This is a genomic window from Streptomyces sp. NBC_00162, assembly GCF_024611995.1.
Taxonomy (GTDB): domain Bacteria; phylum Actinomycetota; class Actinomycetes; order Streptomycetales; family Streptomycetaceae; genus Streptomyces.
Genome location: NZ_CP102509.1, coordinates 1,318,501 through 1,339,386 on the forward strand (window position 1 = coordinate 1,318,501; position 20,886 = coordinate 1,339,386).

16 protein-coding genes and 4 pseudogenes are annotated in these 20,886 nt (G+C 71.7%); 12 read left to right on the forward strand and 8 right to left on the reverse strand.

Going from position 1 to position 20,886, the window contains the following annotated elements:
- Nucleotides 1-61: 61 nt before the first annotated feature.
- Nucleotides 62-469 (reverse strand): DUF5997 family protein, encoded by a 408-nt coding sequence (locus JIW86_RS06875; protein ID WP_215149122.1) that lies wholly within the window; start codon nucleotides 467-469, stop codon nucleotides 62-64.
- 58 nt (nucleotides 470-527) lie between these two features.
- Between JIW86_RS06875 and JIW86_RS06880 the strand changes: the two genes are divergently transcribed.
- From JIW86_RS06880 to JIW86_RS06890, 3 genes and pseudogenes are all read left to right on the forward strand, one after another.
- A complete protein-coding gene (locus tag JIW86_RS06880) occupies nucleotides 528-1,304 on the forward strand; it encodes a LysR substrate-binding domain-containing protein (RefSeq protein WP_257552958.1) in 777 nt (258 codons plus the stop codon).
- Between the two features lie 123 nt (nucleotides 1,305-1,427).
- Nucleotides 1,428-2,533, forward strand: a pseudogene (locus tag JIW86_RS06885) (PP2C family protein-serine/threonine phosphatase).
- 38 nt (nucleotides 2,534-2,571) lie between these two features.
- On the forward strand, nucleotides 2,572-2,943 hold the full coding sequence (locus tag JIW86_RS06890; protein ID WP_257552959.1) for a VOC family protein: 372 nt from the start codon (nucleotides 2,572-2,574) through the stop codon (nucleotides 2,941-2,943).
- 510 nt (nucleotides 2,944-3,453) lie between these two features.
- Here JIW86_RS06890 and JIW86_RS06895 read toward each other — a convergent pair.
- The gene (locus tag JIW86_RS06895) at nucleotides 3,454-4,311 is read right to left on the reverse strand and encodes a hypothetical protein (protein WP_257552960.1); all 858 of its coding nucleotides are present in this window, start codon (nucleotides 4,309-4,311) and stop codon (nucleotides 3,454-3,456) included.
- Nucleotides 4,312-4,947: 636 nt separating this feature from the next.
- Here JIW86_RS06895 and JIW86_RS06900 point away from each other — a divergent pair.
- A complete protein-coding gene (locus tag JIW86_RS06900; RefSeq protein ID WP_257552961.1) occupies nucleotides 4,948-6,444 on the forward strand; it encodes a cellulose binding domain-containing protein in 1,497 nt (498 codons plus the stop codon).
- Between the two features lie 11 nt (nucleotides 6,445-6,455).
- Here JIW86_RS06900 and JIW86_RS06905 read toward each other — a convergent pair whose 3' ends face one another.
- Entirely contained in the window at nucleotides 6,456-7,103 is a 648-nt protein-coding gene (locus JIW86_RS06905) for a hypothetical protein (protein WP_257552962.1), read from the reverse strand.
- Between the two features lie 269 nt (nucleotides 7,104-7,372).
- On the opposite strand from JIW86_RS06905, the gene JIW86_RS06910 reads away from it, so the two are divergent.
- Nucleotides 7,373-7,768, forward strand: coding sequence for an ATP-binding protein (locus JIW86_RS06910; RefSeq protein ID WP_257552963.1), 396 nt, complete (start codon nucleotides 7,373-7,375; stop codon nucleotides 7,766-7,768).
- On the opposite strand, the gene JIW86_RS06915 is transcribed toward JIW86_RS06910, so the two are convergent.
- The gene (locus tag JIW86_RS06915) at nucleotides 7,746-9,737 is read right to left on the reverse strand and encodes a SpoIIE family protein phosphatase (RefSeq protein ID WP_416237531.1); all 1,992 of its coding nucleotides are present in this window, start codon (nucleotides 9,735-9,737) and stop codon (nucleotides 7,746-7,748) included. The two genes, JIW86_RS06910 and JIW86_RS06915, sit on opposite strands and share 23 nt — an antisense overlap.
- A gap of 241 nt (nucleotides 9,738-9,978) precedes the next feature.
- Between JIW86_RS06915 and JIW86_RS06920 the strand changes: the two genes are divergently transcribed.
- Entirely contained in the window at nucleotides 9,979-11,187 is a 1,209-nt protein-coding gene (locus JIW86_RS06920) for a serine hydrolase domain-containing protein (protein WP_257552964.1), read from the forward strand.
- A gap of 100 nt (nucleotides 11,188-11,287) precedes the next feature.
- Nucleotides 11,288-12,937, forward strand: a complete 1,650-nt coding sequence (locus tag JIW86_RS06925; RefSeq protein WP_322975607.1) for an AMP-binding protein — start codon at nucleotides 11,288-11,290, stop codon at nucleotides 12,935-12,937.
- A 25-nt stretch (nucleotides 12,938-12,962) separates the two neighbouring features.
- Here the strand turns inward: JIW86_RS06925 and JIW86_RS06930 are convergent, their stop codons facing one another.
- Together JIW86_RS06930 and JIW86_RS06935 are read right to left on the reverse strand one after the other, a co-directional pair.
- On the reverse strand, nucleotides 12,963-13,595 hold the full coding sequence (locus tag JIW86_RS06930; RefSeq protein WP_257552966.1) for a DUF305 domain-containing protein: 633 nt from the start codon (nucleotides 13,593-13,595) through the stop codon (nucleotides 12,963-12,965).
- A gap of 74 nt (nucleotides 13,596-13,669) precedes the next feature.
- Entirely contained in the window at nucleotides 13,670-14,065 is a 396-nt protein-coding gene (locus JIW86_RS06935; protein WP_257552967.1) for a DUF6153 family protein, read from the reverse strand.
- Nucleotides 14,066-14,238: 173 nt separating this feature from the next.
- On the opposite strand from JIW86_RS06935, the gene JIW86_RS06940 reads away from it, so the two are divergent.
- From JIW86_RS06940 to JIW86_RS06960, 5 genes and pseudogenes are all read left to right on the forward strand, one after another.
- Complete coding sequence (locus tag JIW86_RS06940) at nucleotides 14,239-14,613, forward strand: hypothetical protein (protein WP_257552968.1); 375 nt, start codon at nucleotides 14,239-14,241, stop codon at nucleotides 14,611-14,613.
- 83 nt (nucleotides 14,614-14,696) lie between these two features.
- Entirely contained in the window at nucleotides 14,697-15,800 is a 1,104-nt protein-coding gene (locus tag JIW86_RS06945) for a PLP-dependent cysteine synthase family protein (RefSeq protein ID WP_257552969.1), read from the forward strand.
- Complete coding sequence (locus tag JIW86_RS06950) at nucleotides 15,797-17,101, forward strand: MFS transporter (RefSeq protein WP_257552970.1); 1,305 nt, start codon at nucleotides 15,797-15,799, stop codon at nucleotides 17,099-17,101. Before JIW86_RS06945 ends, JIW86_RS06950 begins: the two co-directional genes overlap by 4 nt.
- A 226-nt stretch (nucleotides 17,102-17,327) precedes the next feature.
- Nucleotides 17,328-17,990, forward strand: a pseudogene (locus JIW86_RS06955) (carbonic anhydrase); the annotation flags it as partial.
- A gap of 156 nt (nucleotides 17,991-18,146) precedes the next feature.
- Entirely contained in the window at nucleotides 18,147-18,911 is a 765-nt protein-coding gene (locus tag JIW86_RS06960; RefSeq protein ID WP_257552972.1) for a hypothetical protein, read from the forward strand.
- Between the two features lie 67 nt (nucleotides 18,912-18,978).
- On the opposite strand, the pseudogene JIW86_RS06965 reads toward JIW86_RS06960, so the two are convergent.
- Nucleotides 18,979-20,318: pseudogene (locus JIW86_RS06965) on the reverse strand (lysine N(6)-hydroxylase/L-ornithine N(5)-oxygenase family protein).
- Between the two features lie 73 nt (nucleotides 20,319-20,391).
- Nucleotides 20,392-20,844 (reverse strand): annotated as a pseudogene (locus tag JIW86_RS42090) (GNAT family N-acetyltransferase); the annotation flags it as partial.
- Nucleotides 20,845-20,886 lie beyond the last annotated feature (42 nt).

Consider the following 20,886-nt stretch of genomic DNA (forward strand, 5'->3'; position numbering starts at 1 on the left):
GCATCGGGCCCGGCTCCCCCGAGAGGGGATCCGGGCCCGATGACCGGGAGCGGGACGCGGGTCAGGAACCGGCGTTCTTCGCTGCCTTCTCGGCCTTCTCTGCCTGCATCTCCTTGATCCGGACCGCTTCCTTGCGGACCTCGGCCTGGGTGGCGCGCTCGCGCTCGAGCCAGTCGGGAGCTTCCTGCTTCAGTGCCTCGATCTGCTCGGTGGTGAGCGCCTCGGTGACCCCGCCGCGGGCGAGACCGGCGATGGAGACACCGAGCTTCGCCGCGACCACGGGGCGGGGGTGCGGACCGTTGCGCCGCAGTTCCACCAGCCACGCGGGCGGGTCGGACTGGAGGGCGTTCAGCTCGGTGCGCGAGACGACACCCTCCTGGAACTCAGCGGGGGTGGCCTCGAGGTACACACCCAGCTTCTTTGCCGCGGTCGCGGGCTTCATCGTCTGGGTGCTCTGGTGCGACGTCATGGTGTCAAGAGTATCGAGCGTGTGCGCTACCTCCGACCACGACCGGTAACCTGGCGGGGTGACAGGCTCGGAAGTACCCCATTCGTTCCGGCTCGCTTACGTCCCCGGGGTGACACCCACCAAGTGGATCCGGATCTGGAATGAGCGACTGCCCGACGTCCCGCTGACCCTGGTCGCGGTGTCCCCCACCGAGGCGTTCGGCGTGCTGCGCGACGGCGATGCCGACGCCGGTTTCGTACGGCTCCCCGTGGACCGGGACGACCTCAGCGCGATCCCGCTCTACACCGAGACCACGGTCGTCGTGATCCCCAAGGACCACCTGGTGGCGGCGGTCGAGGAGGTCTCCACGACGGATCTGGCCGAGGAGATCGTGCTGCATCCCCTCGACGACACCCTCGGCTGGGAGCAACTGCCGGGTCGGCCCGCGATCGAGCGTCCCGCGACGACCGCGGACGCCATCGAGCTCGTGGCGGCGGGGGTGGGCGTACTCGTCGTCCCGCAGTCGCTCGCGCGCCTGCACCACCGCAAGGACCTCACCTACCGGCCCGTCACGGACGCCCCCGAGTCGCGCGTGGCGCTGTCGTGGCCGCAGGAGGAGACCACCGACCTGGTGGAGCAGTTCATCGGGATCGTCCGCGGGCGGACCGTGAACAGCACCCGGGGCCGCCCGGCCGCCGCCCCGCAGCCGAAGGCCACCGCCAAGGCGAAGGCAAAGGCGAAGGCCAAGCGTCCGGACACGGGCGGCGGCGGCACGCCGCGCAAGCCCGCATCCGGAAAGCCGGCCGCCCGCAGCCCCAAGGGCGGCAAGGGCGGCAAGCCCCGCCGCCGCTCGTAACCGGACCGGCCCGCTCAGGGAGCACCCGGGCGGCGGCGCGATCCACGGAGCGCGGCGCGAGAAGGAAGCCCGCGACGGCCGGGTCTGGCGGACGCCGATCCCTTCGCGGTGTATGCAGGGAGGATGGATCTCCGGCCGCCGCTCGCGTCCCACCCACGGTCCCGGCAGGTGCGCCACGCACAGCTGGCGGTTCCGTTCGCGCTGATCGCCCTGGTCACGGTGGTCGACGTGCTCGCCCCGCCCGATGTCCACCTCGGACCGTTCCTGGTGGCCGCACCGGCTCTGACCGCCTCGTTCGCCGGGCCGTGGGTGACGGGGTTCGTCGGCCTGGTGGCCGTGCTGGCCCAGACGGTGGTGGCGATGGTGCGCACCACCCTCACCGATCTGAACCACACCTTCCAGATCGGCGCGCTGATCATGATCTCGGTGTTCGTGACCCTCTTCGCCCACCTGCGGGAGGTGCGCGAGCGGGAACTGGTCCAGCTGCGGTCCGTGGCCGAGACCGCCCAGCAGGTGGTGCTGCGGCCGCTGCGCGACCGGATCGGTCCGCTGGGCGTGGCCTCCCTGTACCTGGCCGCCGCGGCCGAGGCCCGGATCGGCGGGGACCTGTACGCCGCCGCCCGGACGGCCACGGGGACCCGGCTGATCATCGGCGATGTCCGCGGCAAGGGGCTGGAGGCGGTCGGGGACGCCGCGCTCGTCCTCGGCGCCTTCCGGGCCGCCGCCCACCAGGAGGCCGGCCTGCCGGGGCTGGTGGCCTATCTGGAGGCGGCGGTCTCCCCGGACCTGGACGACTCCGGGGACCAGGGCGAAAGCTTCATCACCGCGGCCGTCCTGGAGATCCCCGACGAGGAGCCGGTCCTGCACCTCGTCAGCTGCGGTCACCCGCCGCCGCTGCTGCTGCTCTCGCGCGACGGCCGGGCCGTCCCCTCGACGTGGACCATCCCTCGCCGCCGCTGGGTCTGGCCGGTCTGGTGGAATCCGCCGTGACCGTGCAGACCTTCGCCTTCACGGCGGGGGACGTCCTGCTCCTTTACACGGACGGGGTCTTGGAGGCACGCGACGCGGCGGGGACGTTCTACCCCCTCGCGGAACGCGCGGCCGCCTGGTCGGGCACCCACCCGCGCGCCCTTCTGGACCGGCTGTGCGCGGACCTGCTGTCCCACGCGGCCGGCAGCACCCTCGGCGACGACGCCGCGATGGTGGCGATCGAGAGGCTCCCGCAATAGGAGCAGGCTCGCCCTGTCGCGTTTGCCAGAATCTGATCATGCTGAGCATCGGAACGATCGTGATGGGCGCCGCGGACGTACGCAGGGCGGCGGAATTCTGGGGCCGGGCGCTCGGGTACGTCCCGCGCGACGGCGAAGTGGCCGACGGCTGGACCGTCCTGGTCCCCGCCGACGGCACCGGCCCGGGCCTGGCCCTGGGCCGCAGCGTCTCACCTGTACAGGAGCATCCGCGGGTCCACCTCGACCTGTACGCCGCGGACGCGGCGGAGCAGGAGGCGGAGGTGTCGCGCCTGGTGTCCCTGGGGGCCCGGCACGTCGACTGGGACTCCTACCCCGAGGACCCCGATTTCGTGGTCCTGGCCGACCCGGAGGGCAACCGCTTCTGCGTCATCGACACCAGCCACGGCTGAGACTTGAGGGATCAACAGGCCGGATTACCGGCGTTCGTACAGGTCAAGGCAGGTCAAGGCAGGTCAAGGCTGCTCGGTTTGGCTCGCGGGGAGCCAAACCGAGAGCCACACCGACTTGCGTGAGCTCGTCCGCCGCGTCTCCGTCGCTGAAGATCTCGTCCATGGCTTCGGCACCGGCATCGATAACCGGGCGCAACTGCGGGACCGCGCGAGAGGCCGAGGGTCAGGGTCAGAGCAATGTCTCCGGCGGGGGCGCTCAAACTCCGGGACGGAGGGGGCTCGTTCTGCGGCTGCGGGCCGGTTTGTGGTGGGGGGTGGGGGGTGGGGGGCTGTCATCCCGTCTGCCGTCGACCCGGGCAAGCCACAGCAGACCAGGCTTCTGGGGCCCATCCTGCGGCGAGGAATCTCAACCTCGGGTGGCCGGCCTCTATCAGGCCACCCCCATTTGCCCCCTCGACATCCCCGCTCGGGACGTCTCCGCGCCGATCGGGTGATCTGGATTCATCAAGGCTAAGGGTCGGGACCGGGCACCGGACCGGGGTCAGGACCCGCATCAGGGCTCGGGTCAGGACTGGGGTCAAGACCTGGGTCCGCAGAAGCGACTCCATGTCGCGGCATTGCATAAATGAGCGTGAGGATCGTAGGCACAGGCATGATCAGTACGATAGCGACGGTTATGAACGCGACGGCTCCAGGAATTGGATTCCAAAAACTGGTGGGCGTACTTGTGATAAATCCGATCGCCCCAGTTCCTACGATGGCATAAGAGACGGCACCGGTAAAGGCGACCGATAGGGCAAGGCTGGAAGGCTCGCCAGCATTCGTCTCTGCTTGCGCACAAGTTCGCTGCTGTTGCCAAGCTGCCCCTATCATCGCGGCGCCGACAAGCAGCACATAGACTGGCGAAATCCACGTTGCCCACCATGGCTTCGGCCGGTCATGGAAGGCGACGTTCACATAGTCGTGAGCGACGGTTGACAGCAGAATTACGGTCATGACCGTAATTCCATACACAGACCTTCGGAGGAGACGCTCCACGATCCGCATTGCCTCGATGTGTCCGAGCACGGATTGCTCTGGTGTTGCGTTTCCTTGGTTCTCGATATACGCGGCAAGCAGCCAGGATATGCCGCTAATCACGGCAACGGTACCTACGACGAGCATTCCGCTGGCTATGAGAGATTCGGTCCACACCCTGCCACATGCACCTTCAGCGATATCCCCGGTAAGAATCGAAAATGAGTAACTATCAAGACCGAGGACGATGAAGCCCGCAATGAAGAGTCGCAGCGTTGCTACCCGGAGTGTACTGATTTTTCCCTCGGTAAGGACCATGACGATTCCAGCAAAGACGAAACCGGCGAGCACTCCTGCAAGCTGTGAATTTGCTGATGCCGATTCGACCGGGCTCCACCCAGTTCCAATGCATGTACCTCCCGGCGGAATCACAGCGCACCCTGAGATAGGCACGGGAGTTCGGGGTTGCTCTTCCTCGCAGTCATGCATGTGAGATATCAACGATTGGCGCTGCGGCATAGGGTGGCGGACTCTGGCGCTTCGGCAGACCAGTAAGCCCACCCTGCACCGCCCGCGTCGACCGGCTAGGCAGGACGGGACCGTCATACGGCACCGAAGTACCGCAACCACAGCAAACGATCCTCTCTGGTCGGCCTCGACCCGAGGCAGCTCCATCCGCGTCCGGCTCCGGGGCGAGACGGTCCTCTGGTCCGACGTGATGTACCCGGGCCTCGATGGCAGGGCAATCGAGGAGGTTCACGTCCGCCTGGGGCAGTACCTGGGCGAGGTCGAGCGAGCATGGTCAGCGCTGCAGAACCCCGAGGGGTGGCGGGGCTCCGCGAGTCTGCTTCCTGAGGCCCCGCTTACCCCTGCCTTAAGCGGAACCTAAGAGTCTTCAGCGCCGCCCCCAAACGAACGAATGTCCGTTTCGGGGCGGCTAGCGTGCTGCCGCACCCAACTCCCCAGTAACACAGAGGCAGGCACGCGATGAGCAGGACAGTCGGGCACCGGCGCAGGACGAGCCGTACGGCGAAGGTCACGGGCGCGATCGTGGCGGCGGCGGTGATCGGTGGAGCGGCCTTCGCGTTCACCGGGACCGCGCAGGCCAGCTCCGTCGGAGCCGTGTACACGAAGTCCAGTTCCTGGAGCGGTGGTTACACCGGCCAGTACGTCATCACGAACCCCACCGGACAGAGTCAGTCGGACTGGACGCTCCAGTTCGACCTGCCGGCGGGCGTACGGATCGACTCCCTGTGGAACGGGGTCCACACGGTCGACGGGCAGCACGTGACGGTGAAGCCCTCGAGCTGGAACCGGCAGCTGGCCGCGGGGGCCTCCGTCACCGTCGGCTTCGTGACGAGCGGTTCGGGCACCCTGGGCGACCCGACCGGGTGCCGCATCAACGGGCTGAAGTGCTCGGTGGACCAGGGCGCGACGGCCGGCCCGAGCGGACGCCCCACGGTCCGTCCCACCTCCGCGCCGACCGCGGCGCCCACGTCCACGGCCACGGCCACCGCCGCCCCGACCGCGACCTCCGCCCAGCCGACCCGGACCACGTCGCCCGCCCCCACCGCGACCGCCCCGGCCACCCCCGGCGCGCGGTTCGCCCCGTACGTGGACACCTCGCTGTACCCCGCGTACGACCTGGTCGACACCGCGGACAAGACCGGCGTGAAGGAGTTCCACCTCGCCTTCATCACCTCGGGCGGCGGCTGCGCGCCGCTGTGGGGCGGCGTCACGGACCTCGCGAGCGACAAGGTCGCCGCCCAGATCGGTGCCCTGCGGGCCAAGGGCGGCGACGTCCGGGTGTCGTTCGGCGGGGCCGCCGGGCACGAACTGGCCCTGAACTGCGCCACCGTCGACGATCTGGCCGCCGCCTACGGGAAGGTCGTCGACCAGTACCGGCTCACCAAGGTCGACTTCGACATCGAGGGAGCGGCCCTGCCGGACACCGCGGCCAACGCGCGGCGCGCCCAGGCCATCGCCCGGCTGCAGAAGTCGCACCCGGGCCTGGACGTGGCGTTCACCCTGCCCGTGATGCCCGAGGGGCTGACCCAGCCGGGCGTGGCGCTGCTGGCCGACGCGAAGAAGAACGGCGTGCGGATCGACGCCGTCAACATCATGGCGATGGACTACGGGCCCGCGTACAGCGGGGACATGGGGCAGTACGCCATCCAGGCCGCGACGGCCACCCAGGCACAGCTCAAGGGTGTGCTCGGGCTCTCCGACGCGGCGGCGTGGAAGGCCGTCGCCGTCACGCCGATGATCGGCGTGAACGATGTCGCCAGCGAGATCTTCACCGTCGCCGACGCCACGCAGCTCGTGGACTTCGCGGCGGCGAAGGGGATCGGCCGGCTGGCCATGTGGTCCTCGACGCGCGACAAGCAGTGCGCGGCCGGAGCCGTCAACTACGCCGATGCCACGTGCAGTTCGATACTCCAGCAGCCGCTGGCCTTCACCAAGGCGTTCGCGGCGCTGAAGTAGCCGTAAGGGCGCTACGCGAGGACGCCCGCGCGCGCGGCGAGGGTGAGTGCCACCTCGAGTCGCGGCGCGGGCTCCTCCACGGCTCGGGCCGGTGCCAGCAGCGCCGCCACGGCGGCCTCGTCGGCCTTGCGTTCCCGGGCCGTCTCCACGAACCGCTCGACGGCCTCGGTCAGGATCCGCCGCCGCTCGTACGGGACGTCGCGCGACTCCACGGCCAGTTCGAGGAACTCCTCGTGCGAGCCGGCCCACGGCGCGGCGCCGTCCAGGCCGTCCTCCTGCATCTCGTCCGGGTAAGGGATCCGGTGCCACGCGCCGTCCTCCCACCAGTAGACGAAGCCGAAGAGGTTGCCGGCGGCGTCCTCGCGCAAGAGGCCCCACGGCAGCCAGGCGGGGCCGCCCGCGAGGAAGTCGATCTGCCGGCCGCCGACGTGGGTGTGGCTGCCGTCCGGGTCCTGGCCGCAGAAGACCGCGCGCGTCCCGTCGAGCACGGTCAGGCGCCACCAGCCGCCCGCGCCGGTGGAGTGGCACCACACGCCGTCGTCGTCGACGGCGAAGTCGGTCCGGACGGAACAGGCCGCGTCGAGCACGGCCAGGGTCACCGCCCTGGCCCAGAGCAGCTCGGGGCGGTCCAGGTCTTCGGGCAGGCTCGGCTGGTGCATGGTGTGGGTCCCCTCCCGTACGGCCGGGCTGTATGCCGGTCCTGTGGCCCGGTCCTGCGTGCCGGTCCTGTGCGCCGGTCCTGTGCGCCGGACAAGCCTCGCACGGGCCGGTCTCCCCATCGGTCCCGGCCCCGGCTTCGGTCCCGGCTTCCGTCTCGTCCTCCCACTCGGCCGAATTGCCGATGGTCCCGGGGGCACGGCGCCGGGAGTCTGGAACGTAGGGATTCGCCCTGCTTTCTCCGACTTCCTCTGCGGACAGGAGCTGCCCCGTGCTCGTCCTCGACTCCTCTCGTACCGACACCGCGCTCGCGCGGCGTGCCGCCGTGCATTTCGTGCGGGCCAGGTGCCCCTGGGCCGACGTGCACGACGTCCTGCTCGTCGTCAGCGAGCTCCTGGGCAACGCCGTCCGCCACACGGACGACGGCGGCTGGCTGCTGCGCATCGCCTGCCGGCGGCCGGAGGAGCTGGTGGTCGAGGTCTACGACAGCAGCAGCGCCCGCCCCGCGCCGCGCCCGGGGGACCCGGACAACGGCGGCGGATTCGGCTGGGGCATCGTGCAGCAGCTGACCTCGTCGCTGACGGTGCAGCCCCACACGGCAGGGAAGTCCGTACAGGCCGTCTGGCAGCGCAACGCGCCCTCCCTCAGTGCCGGAGCACGCGGCTGACCTGGGCCAGGACCAGGACCGTGTCGTCGGCCGGGACGCTGGGCAGCAGGTTCGCGAGGATGCGGTCGGCCGCTTCCTCCATGGTGCCCCGCGCCTGCCGCAGCTGGTCACGCAGCGCCTCCATGCCCGCTTCGATGTCCCGCCCCCTGGTCTCGATGAGGCCGTCGGTGTACAGGGCCAGGGTGGCCCCCTCCGGAAGGTCCAGCTCCGTCGTCTGGTACGGGAACCCGCCCACGCCCAGCGGCACCCCGGGGGCCTGCGCCACCGTGTCGACAGTGCCGTCCGGGAGGCGCACCAGGAGCGGCGGATGGCCCGCGTTGGCCATGCGGGCGCGCCCGGTCGCGGGGTCGTAGACGAGGTAGAGGCAGGTGGCCAGTTCGATCCCGGCCTCCCGGGCGCAGGCGTCGAGTTCGGCGAGCAGCTCGCCGGGGTCCGCATGGTGCCGGGCCAGTGCCTTGGCGGTGATGCGCAGCCTGCCCATGGCCGCGGCCGCCTTCACCCCGTGCCCCATCACGTCGCCGACGACGAGGGCCACCCGGTCGCCGGGCAGGCTGATCACGTCGTACCAGTCGCCGCCCACCTCGGTGACGTGGCCGGCGGGCAGGTAGCGGTGGGCGACTCGCACGTACGGGCCGGCGCCCGTGGCGCTGGGGAGCAGGGCCCGCTGGAGGGTGAGCGCGATCTCCCGGACCCGGTCGTAGAGGCGCGCGTTGTCCAGGCAGAGCGCGGCGCGGGAGGCCAGCTCCCCGGCCAGCCCGAGGTCCTCCTCGGAGAAGGCCGGGCGGTTCGCGGCCCTGCCGAACATGGTGATGCCCTGGACGGTTCCCCTGGCGATGAGCGGGGCGATCAGGATGTCCGCCAGCCCGCTGGCGAGCAGCAGCCGGGCGCGCTCCTGATGGATGACGGTACGGGTCGCGAACTCCTCGTTGACCGGGACGCACACGGGACGTCCCGTGCTCAGCGTGGCGTGGATGCTGGAGCCCGGCGGGTAGGTGATGTGCTCCAGCCCGCTGACCAGCTCGTCCGCGGGCGGGGGCAGGATGGTCCCGGAGGCGATGCGGCGGGTGACGAGCGGCAGCTCGGGGTCGAACACCTCGGGATCGTCGGGTGCGCGTTCGACGAGTTCCACGACGGCGCCGTCGCAGAATTCGGGGACCACGGTGTCGATCAGTTCCCGCGCGGTGACGTGCAGGTCGAGGGTGGTGCCGATGCGGGCGCCGGCCCGGTCCAGCAGGGCGAGGCGCCTGCGGGCCGCCGTCGCCTCCAGGATGGCGTGTTCCCGGTCGGTCACGTCCACCAGGAGACCGCCCACCCCGGGGCGGGTGTCGCCGGCCTGGCTGAGCGCGAAGAGGCTCACGGACCGCACCTGGTCGCGGTCGGGACGGCCCGCCGTGCGCAGGCCCACGAGGGCGCCGACGACGGGGCGTCCTTCCGCGGCCACGGCCCGTAGCGTGCGCTCGTACTCGCCCCCGTCGGAGGTGAGCATGACCTCGGTCATGCGGCGTCCGAGGTGTTCCGCGATGGGCATGCCGTCCATGTCGGCCAGTGCCTGGTTGAGGTGGACGTACCGCAGCTCCTCGTCGAGCATGACCAGGCCGATGGGGCAGGTCTCGAAGAGGGCGTCGAGGAACGTCAGGTTCGTCTTGACCCGGTCGAGGTCCTCGCCCCTGCTGGCCAGGCCCATGACCACGGAGCTGCCGCCGGGGCCCGTGACGGGGAAGACCCGGAAGCCGCAGTCGAAGACCGTCCCGTCGCGGTGCGCGGCGGGCATGCGGACCCGCCAGTAACCCAGGGTCCGGCCGCGCTCCGCCAGCTGCGCGGCCGCGCCGGGGCGGCCCGGGGGCGGGGCGGGGAACAGGACGTCGGCCGATCCGGAGAGCACTGCTTCGGCCGGGTATCCGAAGAGGGTCTGGGCGCCCGGTCCCCAGTAACGGATGCGGCCCTCGTCATCGAGACCGAACACCGCCACGGCCACGTGCTCCAGCAGCGTGCCGGGCTCCGACCTCAGGAGGCCAGGGGACTGCTCGCGCGCGCCCCCGACGGATCCGTCGGCACCAGACGCCCCCTTTCGGGCTTCCCGGCTTCCCGGCTTTCCCGTCAATTCTGCCCCTTCCCCGTCCCTCGGACCCACTTGCGCCAGTTGAGCGCTCGGGTGCGCGAGCCGACGGCCGCGCGTCCGCCATCCGCTGCCGACCGACTCGAGGAACGACATGCTCCTGCCCCTGAACCGACGGCTGGCCCTGGGCGCCGCCCTGCTGGCCGTGCTGGCCGGCGTGGCGCCGGCCACCGCCGCCCACGCCTCCGAGGCGCCCGCCGATCTCCAGGCCCTGGTCCAGGCCCTGCGCCGGACGACCGAAGCCGGGGCGCCCGGGGCGATGGCCCGGATCACCGGCCCCGACGGCGTCCGGACCAGGGCGGTGGGTGTGCGCGACAGGACCACGGGCTCGGCCATGGACGCCCGCTCCCGCTTCCGCATCGGCAGCGTCACGAAGACGTTCTCCGCCGTGGTGCTGCTGCAGCTCGTGTCCGAGAAGAAGATCCGGCTGGACGCCCCGGTCAATCAGTACCTGCCCGGTCTGCTGCCCGACGACCGGATCACCGTGCGCCATCTGCTGAGCCACCGCAGTGGGCTGGCCGACTACACGGACGCCATGTTCGCCCGGACCGTTCCGGGTTTCGAGGCCGTGCGCACGAGGGTGTTCGGCTACCGGGAGCTCGTCGGCCTCTCGCTGAAGGAGCCGAGGACGACCGAACCGGGCGCGGCGTACGCGTACTCGAACACCAACTTCGTCGTCGTCGGCATGCTCATCGAAAAGGTCACCGGGCACCGGGTGGGCGAGGAGTACGAACGCCGCGTCATCAGGCCGCTGCACCTGCGGAACACCTCGTACGTGCACCCCGGCACCCGGATCGAGGGGCGGCACGCACGCGGCTATCTCCACCCGGACGAGGCGGGCGCGCCGCTGGTCGACTCCACCGAGCAGACCGTGTCCTGGGCGCAGTCCGCCGGGGCGGTGATCTCCGACCCGGCCGATCTGAACACCTTCACCTCCGCGCTGCTCGGCGGCAGGCTGCTGCCCGCGCCGATGCTGGACGCCATGCTGGAGATGACCCCGACCGACGCCGCCCGCACCCGCTTCTACGGGCTGGGCCTGCGCCGGTACGACCTGACGTGCGGTACGTCTGTGTACGGCCACACGGGGACCGTACAGGGCTTCTACACCTACGCGTTCGCCACCCGTGACGGCCGCCGCAGCCTGACCGCGATGGCGAACACCTCGAACCGGGGCGCCGCGAACACAGCCCTGGGCGGGACCCTGGAAGCCGCCTTCTGCGGCAAGCGGGCCGCGTCGGCCTCCGCGCGCGGCTTCACCGTCGCCCCGGCCGAGGTGGATCTGCCGGAGCACCACGCGCGCTGAGCGCCCTCGCCGGCGCCCCGTCCGGGGTAGCCCCCGGACGGGGCGCCGGGGATCATGAGGCAACGCCAGCCCACCGGGCCTCGCGCCCGGCCATCGAGCCCTGGAGATACGTGTGTCCTCCGCGTCGAGTTATGCGTCCGGTGTCTGCGAAGTGCCGCTGCTGGGCGACACCATCGGCGAGAACCTGGACCGCACCGTGCGGCGGTTCCCCGGGCACGACGCCCTGATCGACCGGGCCACCGGGCGCCGTTGGACGTACGCGGAGCTGGCGGCCGACGTCGACACCCTCGCGCTCGGCCTCCTCGGCCTAGGCATCGTCAAGGGTGACCGGGTCGGTATCTGGGCACCGAACCGCGCCGAGTGGACGCTGGTGCAGTACGCCACCGCCAGGATCGGGGCGGTGCTCGTCACCGTGAACCCCGCCTACCGCTCGCACGAACTGGAGTACGTCCTGCGGCAGTCCGGGATCCGGCTGCTGGTCGCGGCGGACCGGTTCAAGGGCTCCGACTACGCGGGCATGATCGCGGAGGTCCGGCCGCGCTGTCCGGAGCTGGAGTTCACCGTCCTGCTGGAGGGGCCCCTGTGGACGGCCCTGCTGGAGCGCGGACGGCAGGGCGACCGGGCCGACCTGGCCCGGGCGCAGGCCGCGCTCAGTCCGGACGACCCCATCAACATCCAGTACACATCGGGGACCACGGGCTTCCCCAAGGGGGCGACCCTCTCGCACCACAACATCCTCAACAACGCCTTCTTCGTCGGCGAGTTGTGTCATTACACCGAACGGGACCGGGTCTGCATCCCGGTGCCCTTCTACCACTGCTTCGGCATGGTGATGGGCAACCTGGCGTGCACCAGCCACGGTGCGGCCATGGTGATCCCCGCGCCCTCGTTCGACCCGGCGGCCACCCTGGCCGCGGTCGAGGCGGAATCGTGCACCTCGCTCTACGGGGTCCCCACCATGTTCATCGCCGAGCTGGCGGACCCCGGGTTCGAGGGCTACGACCTGTCCAGCCTGCGGACGGGAATCATGGCGGGCTCGCCCTGCCCGGTCGAGGTGATGAAGGAGGTCATCGACCGGATGGGCATGGCCGAGGTGTCCATCTGCTACGGGATGACGGAGACTTCGCCGGTGTCGACGCAGACCCGCGCGGACGATTCCGTCGAGCGCCGGGTGTCGACCGTGGGCCGGGTCGGCCCGCACCTGGAGGTGAAGGTGGTCGATCCGCAGTCCGGCCGTACGGTGCCCCGCGGAGAGCCGGGCGAGCTGTGCACCCGCGGCTACTCGGTGATGCTCGGCTACTGGGGCGAGCCGGAGCGGACCGCCGAGGCCGTCGACTCGGCGCGCTGGATGCACACGGGCGACCTGGCGGTCATGGACGACGAGGGCTATCTGAGCATCACCGGCCGCATCAAGGACATGGTCATCCGCGGCGGGGAGAACCTCTACCCGCGCGAGATCGAGGAGTTCCTCCACACCCACCCGGACGTCCTGGACGTCCAGGTCATCGGCGTACCCGACCCGAAGTACGGGGAGGAGCTGATGGCGTGGGTGCGGATGCGCGAGGGAGCCGAGCCGCTGACCGCCGCGGACGTGCGCGCGTTCTGCGACGGCCGGCTCGCCCGCTTCAAGATCCCGCGGTACGTGCACGTCGTGGAGGAGTTCCCCATGACGGTCACCGGGAAGATCCGCAAGATCGAGATGCGCGAGGCGGCGGCCCGCCTGCTGGACCTTCCGTCCGACAGGCTCTGAGGGCCGCCGCGCCCGCTCCGGTGGATCAGTTCTTGCCGAGGAGCCCGTTCATCGTGGCGATCTCGGCGGTCTGGGAGCTGATGATGGCCCCGGCCATCGTCTTGGCCTCGGGGAAGACGCCGTCGGCCTGCTCCGTCTTCGCCATGGCGACGGCGCCCTCGTGGTGCTTGATCATGAGCTCCATGAAGGCGGTGTCGAACGCCTTGCCGGAGGCCTTGCCCAGCTGGTCCATCTCGTCGGCGGTCATCATCCCGCCGCCGGCGCCGTGACCGGAGTGGCCGGCGGCGCCCGCGGCGGGCACCTGCTCGCCCCACGAGGTCAGCCACCCGGACAGGGTCTTGATCTCCGGGTCCTGGGCCTTCTTGATCGCCTCGGCGAGCTGCTTCACCTCGGCCGAGCCGGCCCGGGAGGGGGCCAGGTCCGCCATCTCCACGGCCTGGCGGTGATGCGGGATCATCCCCGTGGCGAACGCTACGTCGGCGGCGTTGTGCTGCCCCTGCGCGGCGGACGACGAGGCCGACGGGGACTGCGCGGGGTGGCCGCCGTGCCCGGCGGCGGCGCCGTCGTCCGCCGCACCGCAGGCGGCGAGGACGAACGAGGCCGCGGCGGCGGCCGCGACGGCGGTGGTACGGCGGATCGGGGAACGGTTCTTGCTCATGGTGCTACGACTCCTTGACGCGTGAGGACATGGCGGAGCGCGGCAGCCCGGGGACGGGCGCCGTGCGGGCCGCTCTAGATGCGCAGGAGTTGCAGTTCCGCCAGGTCGGGCGGGGCGCGCCCGCTCTCGGCCGGCGCCGACGCGCGGGTGGCGAACACCGCGGCCGCGGGCGTGCCCGGGAGGGCGGCCGCGAGCGCGGGCGGCGCGTAGGCGGTGGTGATCCCGGTCGCGGCGCAGGTGGCGTCCGCATGGTGCACGTGGCCCTGGCCGTCGGCGCTGTGCGAGCAGTCCTCACCCGTCTGGTGGTGACCGGACTCGTACCCGGCGGCGGCGACCGCGTGCGCCCGTACGGGCATTCCCCCGGTCCCGAGCCCGTGCATGGCCAGCACACCGGCCAGTACGGCGAGCACCAGCAGCAGGCGGCCGGGCCCGGCGGGGCGGCGGCGCGGCGACTGCGGGGCGGGGATCATGCGGTCATCCTACGATCCCGCTCCGCCCGCGCCTCGTCGGGAGTACCCCGTCGGCGCGTCCCCGTCGGCGCCGACGGGGCGTTCCGGCCAACGGCGGCGCCGCGCGATCGGGCCTTGCGACAATGTCCGAATCAACGCCGTCGATCACGGCAGGCGGACGCTACGATCACAACATGATCACAGCCGATCCGCGTCACACCTCGCGAGTCGGACTGTTCGTCGGGATCCTGAGCGCGCTGCTCTTCGCGGTCCTGCACTGCTCCTCCCCTCTTCCCGGCGACGGGCTCCCGCCGTCCGGCACCGCCTCCGTCGGCGCGGCTGCCGCCGAGACCGCCTCTCAGCACCCTGCGCACCCGGCCCATCCGGCCCACCACATCGACTGCCTCTCCCCCGGCCTGGCCCCCCAGGCGCAGAACGAGCCCCGCCACTCGGCGGACGCGGAGCCCGCGCTCCCCTCACCCCCGTCGCCGATCCGCCGTCGGCGGACCCGGCCGCGCCCCCCGGCGCCGGCGCCGCACGGATGGCCCGGACCGGCCGCTCCACGCTGACCAGCGTGTGCCGATGGCGCATCTAGACCGCTCCCGTACCGCATGAGCGACGTCCTGACGCATCATCGAACGAGAGCGGACCAATGGATTCCTCACCCACCCACGTGACACCCCCTGCCCGCACGGCCCTGTCCGGGCTGGTCGGCAACACTCCCCTGCTGCGCGTGTCCGAGCCGCTGACCCCGGCGGGAAGCGGCTTCTGGGCGAAGCTGGAGGGCTTCAACCCCGGCGGCATCAAGGACCGCCCCGGCCTGCACATGGTCGAGCGGGCCCGCGCCCGGGGCGAGCTGAAGCCGGGCGCCCGGATCATCGAGTCCACCAGCGGCACCCTCGGCCTGGGACTCGCCCTGGCCGGCATGGTCTACGGACACCCGGTCACCCTGGTCACCGACCCCGGCCTGGAAGGGTCGATGACCCGGCTGCTGACCGCCTACGGAGCCCGGGTCAACGTCGTCGGCGAACCGCACCCCACCGGCGGCTGGCAGCAGGCCCGCCGGGACCGTGTCACACAGCTCATGGCGCAGCACCCCGGCTCGTGGTGCCCCGACCAGTACAACAACCCCGACAACACCACCGCGTACACCCCGCTGGCCCTGGAACTGGCCGGCGAACTGGGCCACATCGACGTCCTGGTGTGCAGCGTCGGCACCGGTGGACACTCCGCGGGGGTCTCGCGCGTCCTGCGCCGGCTCTGCCCCGGCCTCGCCCTGGTGGGCGTGGACACCGTCGGCTCCACCATCTTCGGCCAGCCCGCACGCACCCGGCTGATGCGCGGCCTCGGTTCGAGCATCTACCCCCGCAACGTCGCCTACGACCAGTTCTCCGAGGTCCACTGGGTCGCCCCGGCGGAGGCCGTGTGGGCCTGCCGCCAACTCGCGACCTCCCACTACGCCAGCGGCGGGTGGAGCGTCGGAGCGGTCGCCCTGGTGGCCGGGTGGCTGTCCCGCACCCTGCCCAGGGACACCAGGATCGCCGCGATCTTCCCCGACGGGCCGCAGCGCTACCTCGGCACCGTGTACGACGACGACTACTGCGCGGCGCACGGCCTGCTCGACGCACCTCCGGCCCCCGAGCCCGACGTGATCGGCCGGCTCGACGAGAAGGAGGTCAGGCGCTGGACCCGCTGCGCCTCCGTCGTCGACCCGCTCACGCTCGGCGAGCCCGGCGCACGGGAGGGGACGCGGTGAAGGCGACCCTCGCGCAGGTCCGTTCGTACGAGCGCAGTGTCCAGCTGCTGATGGTGAACCAGTTCACCATCAACCTCGGCTTCTACATGCTCATGCCCTACCTGGCCACGCACCTGGCCGGGCCGCTGGGCCTCGCCGGCTGGACGGTCGGGCTGATCCTCGGCGTGCGCAACTTCAGCCAGCAGGGCATGTTCCTCATCGGCGGGACGCTGGCCGACCGCCTCGGGTACAAGCCGATGATCATCGCCGGGATGGTGCTGCGCGTCATCGGCTTCGCGACGCTCGGCCTGGCCGGCTCCGTACCCGCGCTCATCGCCGCCTCCGCGGCGACCGGACTGGCCGGGGCGCTGTTCAACCCGGCCACCCGGGCCTACCTGGCCGCGGACGCGGGGGAACGCCGGATCGAGGCCTTCGCCCTGTTCAACGTCTTCTACCAGGCCGGGATCCTGCTGGGCCCGCTGGTGGGCATGGTGCTGACCGGGGTCGACTTCCGCCTCACCTGCCTGGTCGCGGCCGCGATCTTCGCCGTGCTCGGCGCCGTGCAGATCCGGGTGCTGCCCGCCCGCCGGGGGAACGACACCCCGGACCGGGAGGCGGGCCCGCGTGAGGGCGTGTTCGCCCAATGGCGCGGCATCCTGGCCAACCGCCCGTTCCTGCTCTTCTCCGGCGCCATGGTCGGTTCCTACGTGATGACCTTCCAGGTCTATCTGGCGCTCCCGCTGGAAGTCCGGCGGCTGGTCGGCGAAGGCTCCTCCGGCACGGCCGCGGTGGCCCTGCTCTTCGCCGTGTCGGGGCTGAGCACCGTCCTCTTCCAGACCCGGGTCACCGCTTGGTGCAAGGCCCGGATGGAGCCGGGGCCCGCCCTCACCCGGGGGCTGCTGGTCATGGCCGCGGCCTTCCTGCCCCTGGCGGCCGCCGCGGCGCTGCCGGTACCGGACGGCGGCATCGGGCGGTGGCTGCTGGCCGCGGTCCCTCCCGCGCTCTCCGCGTTGCTGCTGGCCCTGGGCACGATGATCGCCTACCCGTTCGAAATGGACACCATCGTCCGCCTCTCCGGCGACCGGCTGGTGGCCACGCACTACGGGCTGTACAACACCATCTGCGGTGTCGGCATCGCGCTCGGGAACCTGCTCACCGGTGCGGCGCTGGACGCGGCCCGGGCGGCCGGAATCTCCGCTCTCCCGTGGCTGGGGCTCGCCGTCCTCGGCGTGGGCTGCGCGGCCGCCCTGCACGCGCTGCACCTCTCCGGCCGCCTCACGTCCGCCCCGCGTGGGGCACCCGCCGAAACCACGGCCGCCTGACGGCCTGACCGTCCGTCGTTCGGTCCGAGCGGCAGCACGGTGCGGGGGCGGCCACGCACTCCCGGCCGCCCCCGCACCGTGCCCGTACCCGCGCCCGCGCCCTTGCCCTTGCCCTTGCCCGCATCCTGAGACCGTCCCGCTGCCATCCGGCCTGCTCCCGTGCGGATCGCGCCATTGCGTCCGACAGGCCAACTCCTTTGCCCAAAAGGCGGGTTACGGTCCCGCCATGAATTCGAACACGCGGAGACCAGCCGCCCTCCAGCCCAGTCGCCGCACCCTCTTGCGTTCCGCCGTGGCGGGCACGGCGGCCGCCGGGGCGGGGCTGGCCCTCGGTCCGGCGTTCCCCGCCGCCGCCGCAACGCCGGAGGCCGAGAGCACGGACCGCCCGGTCACTCCCGCACAGGCACTGCGCCGGCTGGCGGCCGGAAACGAGCGCTGGCGCAGGCAACTGCAGGAGCACCCGCACGAGTCCGCCGCCCTGCGCCGCCGACTGGTCCTGGCACAGCACCCGTTCGCGATCGTGCTGGGCTGCGTGGATTCGCGGGTGCCCCCGGAGCTCGTGTTCGACCAGGGGCTGGGCGACCTCCTGACGGTCCGCTCCGCGGGCGAGGTGCTCGACGAGGCCGTGCTGGGCAGCATCGCCTACGGTGTCCTGGAACTGCACGTACCCCTGGTCCTCGTCCTGGCCCACCAGTCGTGCGGAGCCGTCGCCGCCGCGGTCCACGCCGACGAGACCGGTGAGCCGCTCCCCGCCCACATCCAGTACCTGGCCGACCAGATAAGGCCGTCCATCGACCACGGCCAGCACGGCGAAGCCCGCGTCGACGCCACGGTCAACGCACACGTACGGCGGGTACGCGGCCGCCTGGCGGCCGAACCGGACCTCGCCGGCAAGGTCGCCTCCGGCGAACTGGCCGTGGTGGCGGCCCGCTACGAACTGCGCGACCAGCGGGTGCGCACCCTGTCCTAGGCCACGGTGTCGCCGGTGAACGGAACGAGCCCCTCCCCGGAGGGGCCGTTCGGCGGTTGAAGTAGCGTTCGGTGGATGACCACTCCGCCGCCCCAGCAGCCCCCCGGCCCGTACGGGCCCCCGCAGCCATACCCGCAGCCGCAGCCGTACCCGTATCCGTACCCGGGGCAGCAGCCCTACCCGCCGCCGCGCAAGAACCGGACCGGCATGGTGATCGGGATCATCGCGGCCTCGCTGGCCGGGCTCGGCCTCATCGCCTTCGGGGTGGGCCGGCTGGGCGAGGCCAGGTCCCAGGCCGGCGGATCCGGCTTCCCCGAGGCCGAGTACCGGCTCACCGTGCCGAAGGCCCTGCTGGACGGCGAGTACGAGCTGGTCCAGGACCTGTCGCAGACCGAGGGCAAGAAGGCGCTGGACGGCGCCTACGACCCGAAGATCCGCAACCCCGAGCCGGTGGTCGCCCAGTACACCTCCGAGTCCCGGAAGGGAGTCGGCGCCCTCGTCATCTCGGGGATGTACGGCCAGTTCAAGGACCCCGCGACGGCCCGTAGAAAGATGCTGTCCGGCGCCGCGGACGCGAAGGGCGCGACCCTGGCGGTCCCCGCCCGGGAGATCACCCCCGCCGGTTCCGGGATCACCGTGTCCTGTCAGGTGCTGACCTCGGCCCAGGACGGCACCAGGACCACCGTGCCGATGTGCGCCTGGGCGGACGAGAACACGGGCGCGTCGGTCGGTGTCATCACTCCGGAGAGCGCGCAGCAGGACCCGAAGTCCGTCGACCTGGCCAAGGTCGCCGAGAGCACGCTCAAGGTGCGCGAGGAGGCCCGGCAGCCGATCCGGTGACGCCGGGCATGCGTGTGCCGCCCCGCTGAGCTGCGGGGCGGCGTACGCATCGCGGGGCCGGTCGGGGCTACGAGGTCCGGCGCGGCGCTCCGAAGCTCGTGAACGCGCTCCGTTTGGGCAGCCGGTAGGCCTCGCGGCCGGTGATCGCGTTCAGGATCGTGGCGTTGCGCACCGCCCCGATGTCCAGGTTGGGCGAGGAGACGCCGTGGCTGTGGGTCTCGGCGTTGGCCACGAACACGCGGCCGGTGATCCCTTCCGCGAGTTCGACGGAGTGGTCCAGGCGCACCCGGTGACGGCCGCGGCCGTCCCGCAGCAGCAGGTCCTCGATGGGTTCGAGGAACGCGGGCGGGCGGTTGCGGTAGCCGGTCGCGGCCACCACCAGGTCGGTGGTGTGCTCGAAGGTCTGACCGGTGTCGCGGTGCCGGCAGGTCAGCACCGCCCGCCCCGCGGCGTCCGTGGCGGCGGACTCCACCGTGACGCCGAACCGCAGTTCCACCTCGGCCAGTCCGTGCTCCAGCTGGCGGCGGTAGAGCAGTTCGTGGATCTTCTCGAGGGTGTCGGTGGAGATCCCCTTGTAGAACTGCCACTGCTCGCGGGTCAGCCGGTCGCGCACCTCCTCGGGCAGGGAGTGGAAGTACTGCATGTACGCCGGAGTGGTCATCTCCAGCACCATCTTGGTGTAGTCGAGCGGGGCGAACGACGCGGTGCGGGTCAGCCAGCTCACCGCGGGCCCGAACTCGACGTTCCGGCCCAGCAGGTCCGCCGTGACCTCGGCCCCGGACTGGCCCGAACCGATCACGGTGACCTTCGCGGCCCCGTCCACGTCGGACGCCCGGTAGAGGTAGTCGGCGGTGTGCAGCAGCGTCGACGGGGGCAGTCCGGCGAGGGCGTCGGGTACGTACGGCGCCGTGCCGATGCCCAGGACGAGGTTGCGGGCGTGCATCCGCAGGGGCGTGCCGTCGCCGCGTACGGCGTGCACGGTGAAGCGATCGCGCGCGGCGTCCCAGTGGACCTCCTCGACGCGGTGCGAGAAGTGCACCGAGGGAGTTTCGCCGCCGCCCAGCGCAGGTAGTCCTCGTACTCGCGGCGGGAGGGGAAGAAGTTCTCGCGCACGGTGAAGGTGTAGAGCCGGTCCATGTCGTGGAGGTAGGTGAGGAACGACAGGGGATGACCGGGTGCGACGAGGGTGACGAGGTCGGCGAGGAAGTTCACCTGCATCGAGGCGTCGCCGAACATCATCCCGCGGTGCCAGGTGAGTTCGGGCTGCTCCTCCAGTACGACGAGGTCGAGGCCGTCCACGGTCGAGGCGAGTGCGGCGAGTCCTAGGTTGAAGGGACCGCAGCCGACGGCCACCACGTCGTGCTCGCTCACGAGTTCGCTGACACGTTCGCTGTCGAGTCCGCTCATCGGGGAGGTCCTCCTCGCGGCGCGGGTGGATGAGCAGGGCGGCGGTCTTGTCCGGGAAGACGGCCTCCCCGACGTGCCGGAATCCGGCGGCGGCGAACGCCGTGAGGGAAGGCGCGTTGTTCACGTCCGGCTCGGCGGCCACCCGGGTGCACGCGGGGTCGGCGGCCAGCAGGCCTTCGGCGAGCGCGCGCAGCAGGGTCCGGCCCAGGCCCTTGCCGGTGCGGCTCTCCTCGCCGATGGCGATGTGCAGGCCGAGGTCGTGGGGCAGGTGCGGGTACTGGCCGGCGAGGCGGTCGCGCAGCACCCGGTAGACCTCGATGTACGCGAACGGCCGGCCGTCGAGCCCGATCAGGACGGGCAGGATGGCGTCCCCGGCGAGGTGTCCGGAGATCTCCTCGGCCCAGCGCTCGCGCGGCCATGCCTGGTGCCAGAAGGCGTCGATGTGCGGGGACTGCATCCAGCCGTGCACGAGGTCCAGGTCGGCCCCCTCGGCCCGGGCGACACGTGCCGACCAGGGTCCGCCCAGCTGCGGGAGCGGGGGCCGGGGACGGTCGCGGCGAGCCGGGCT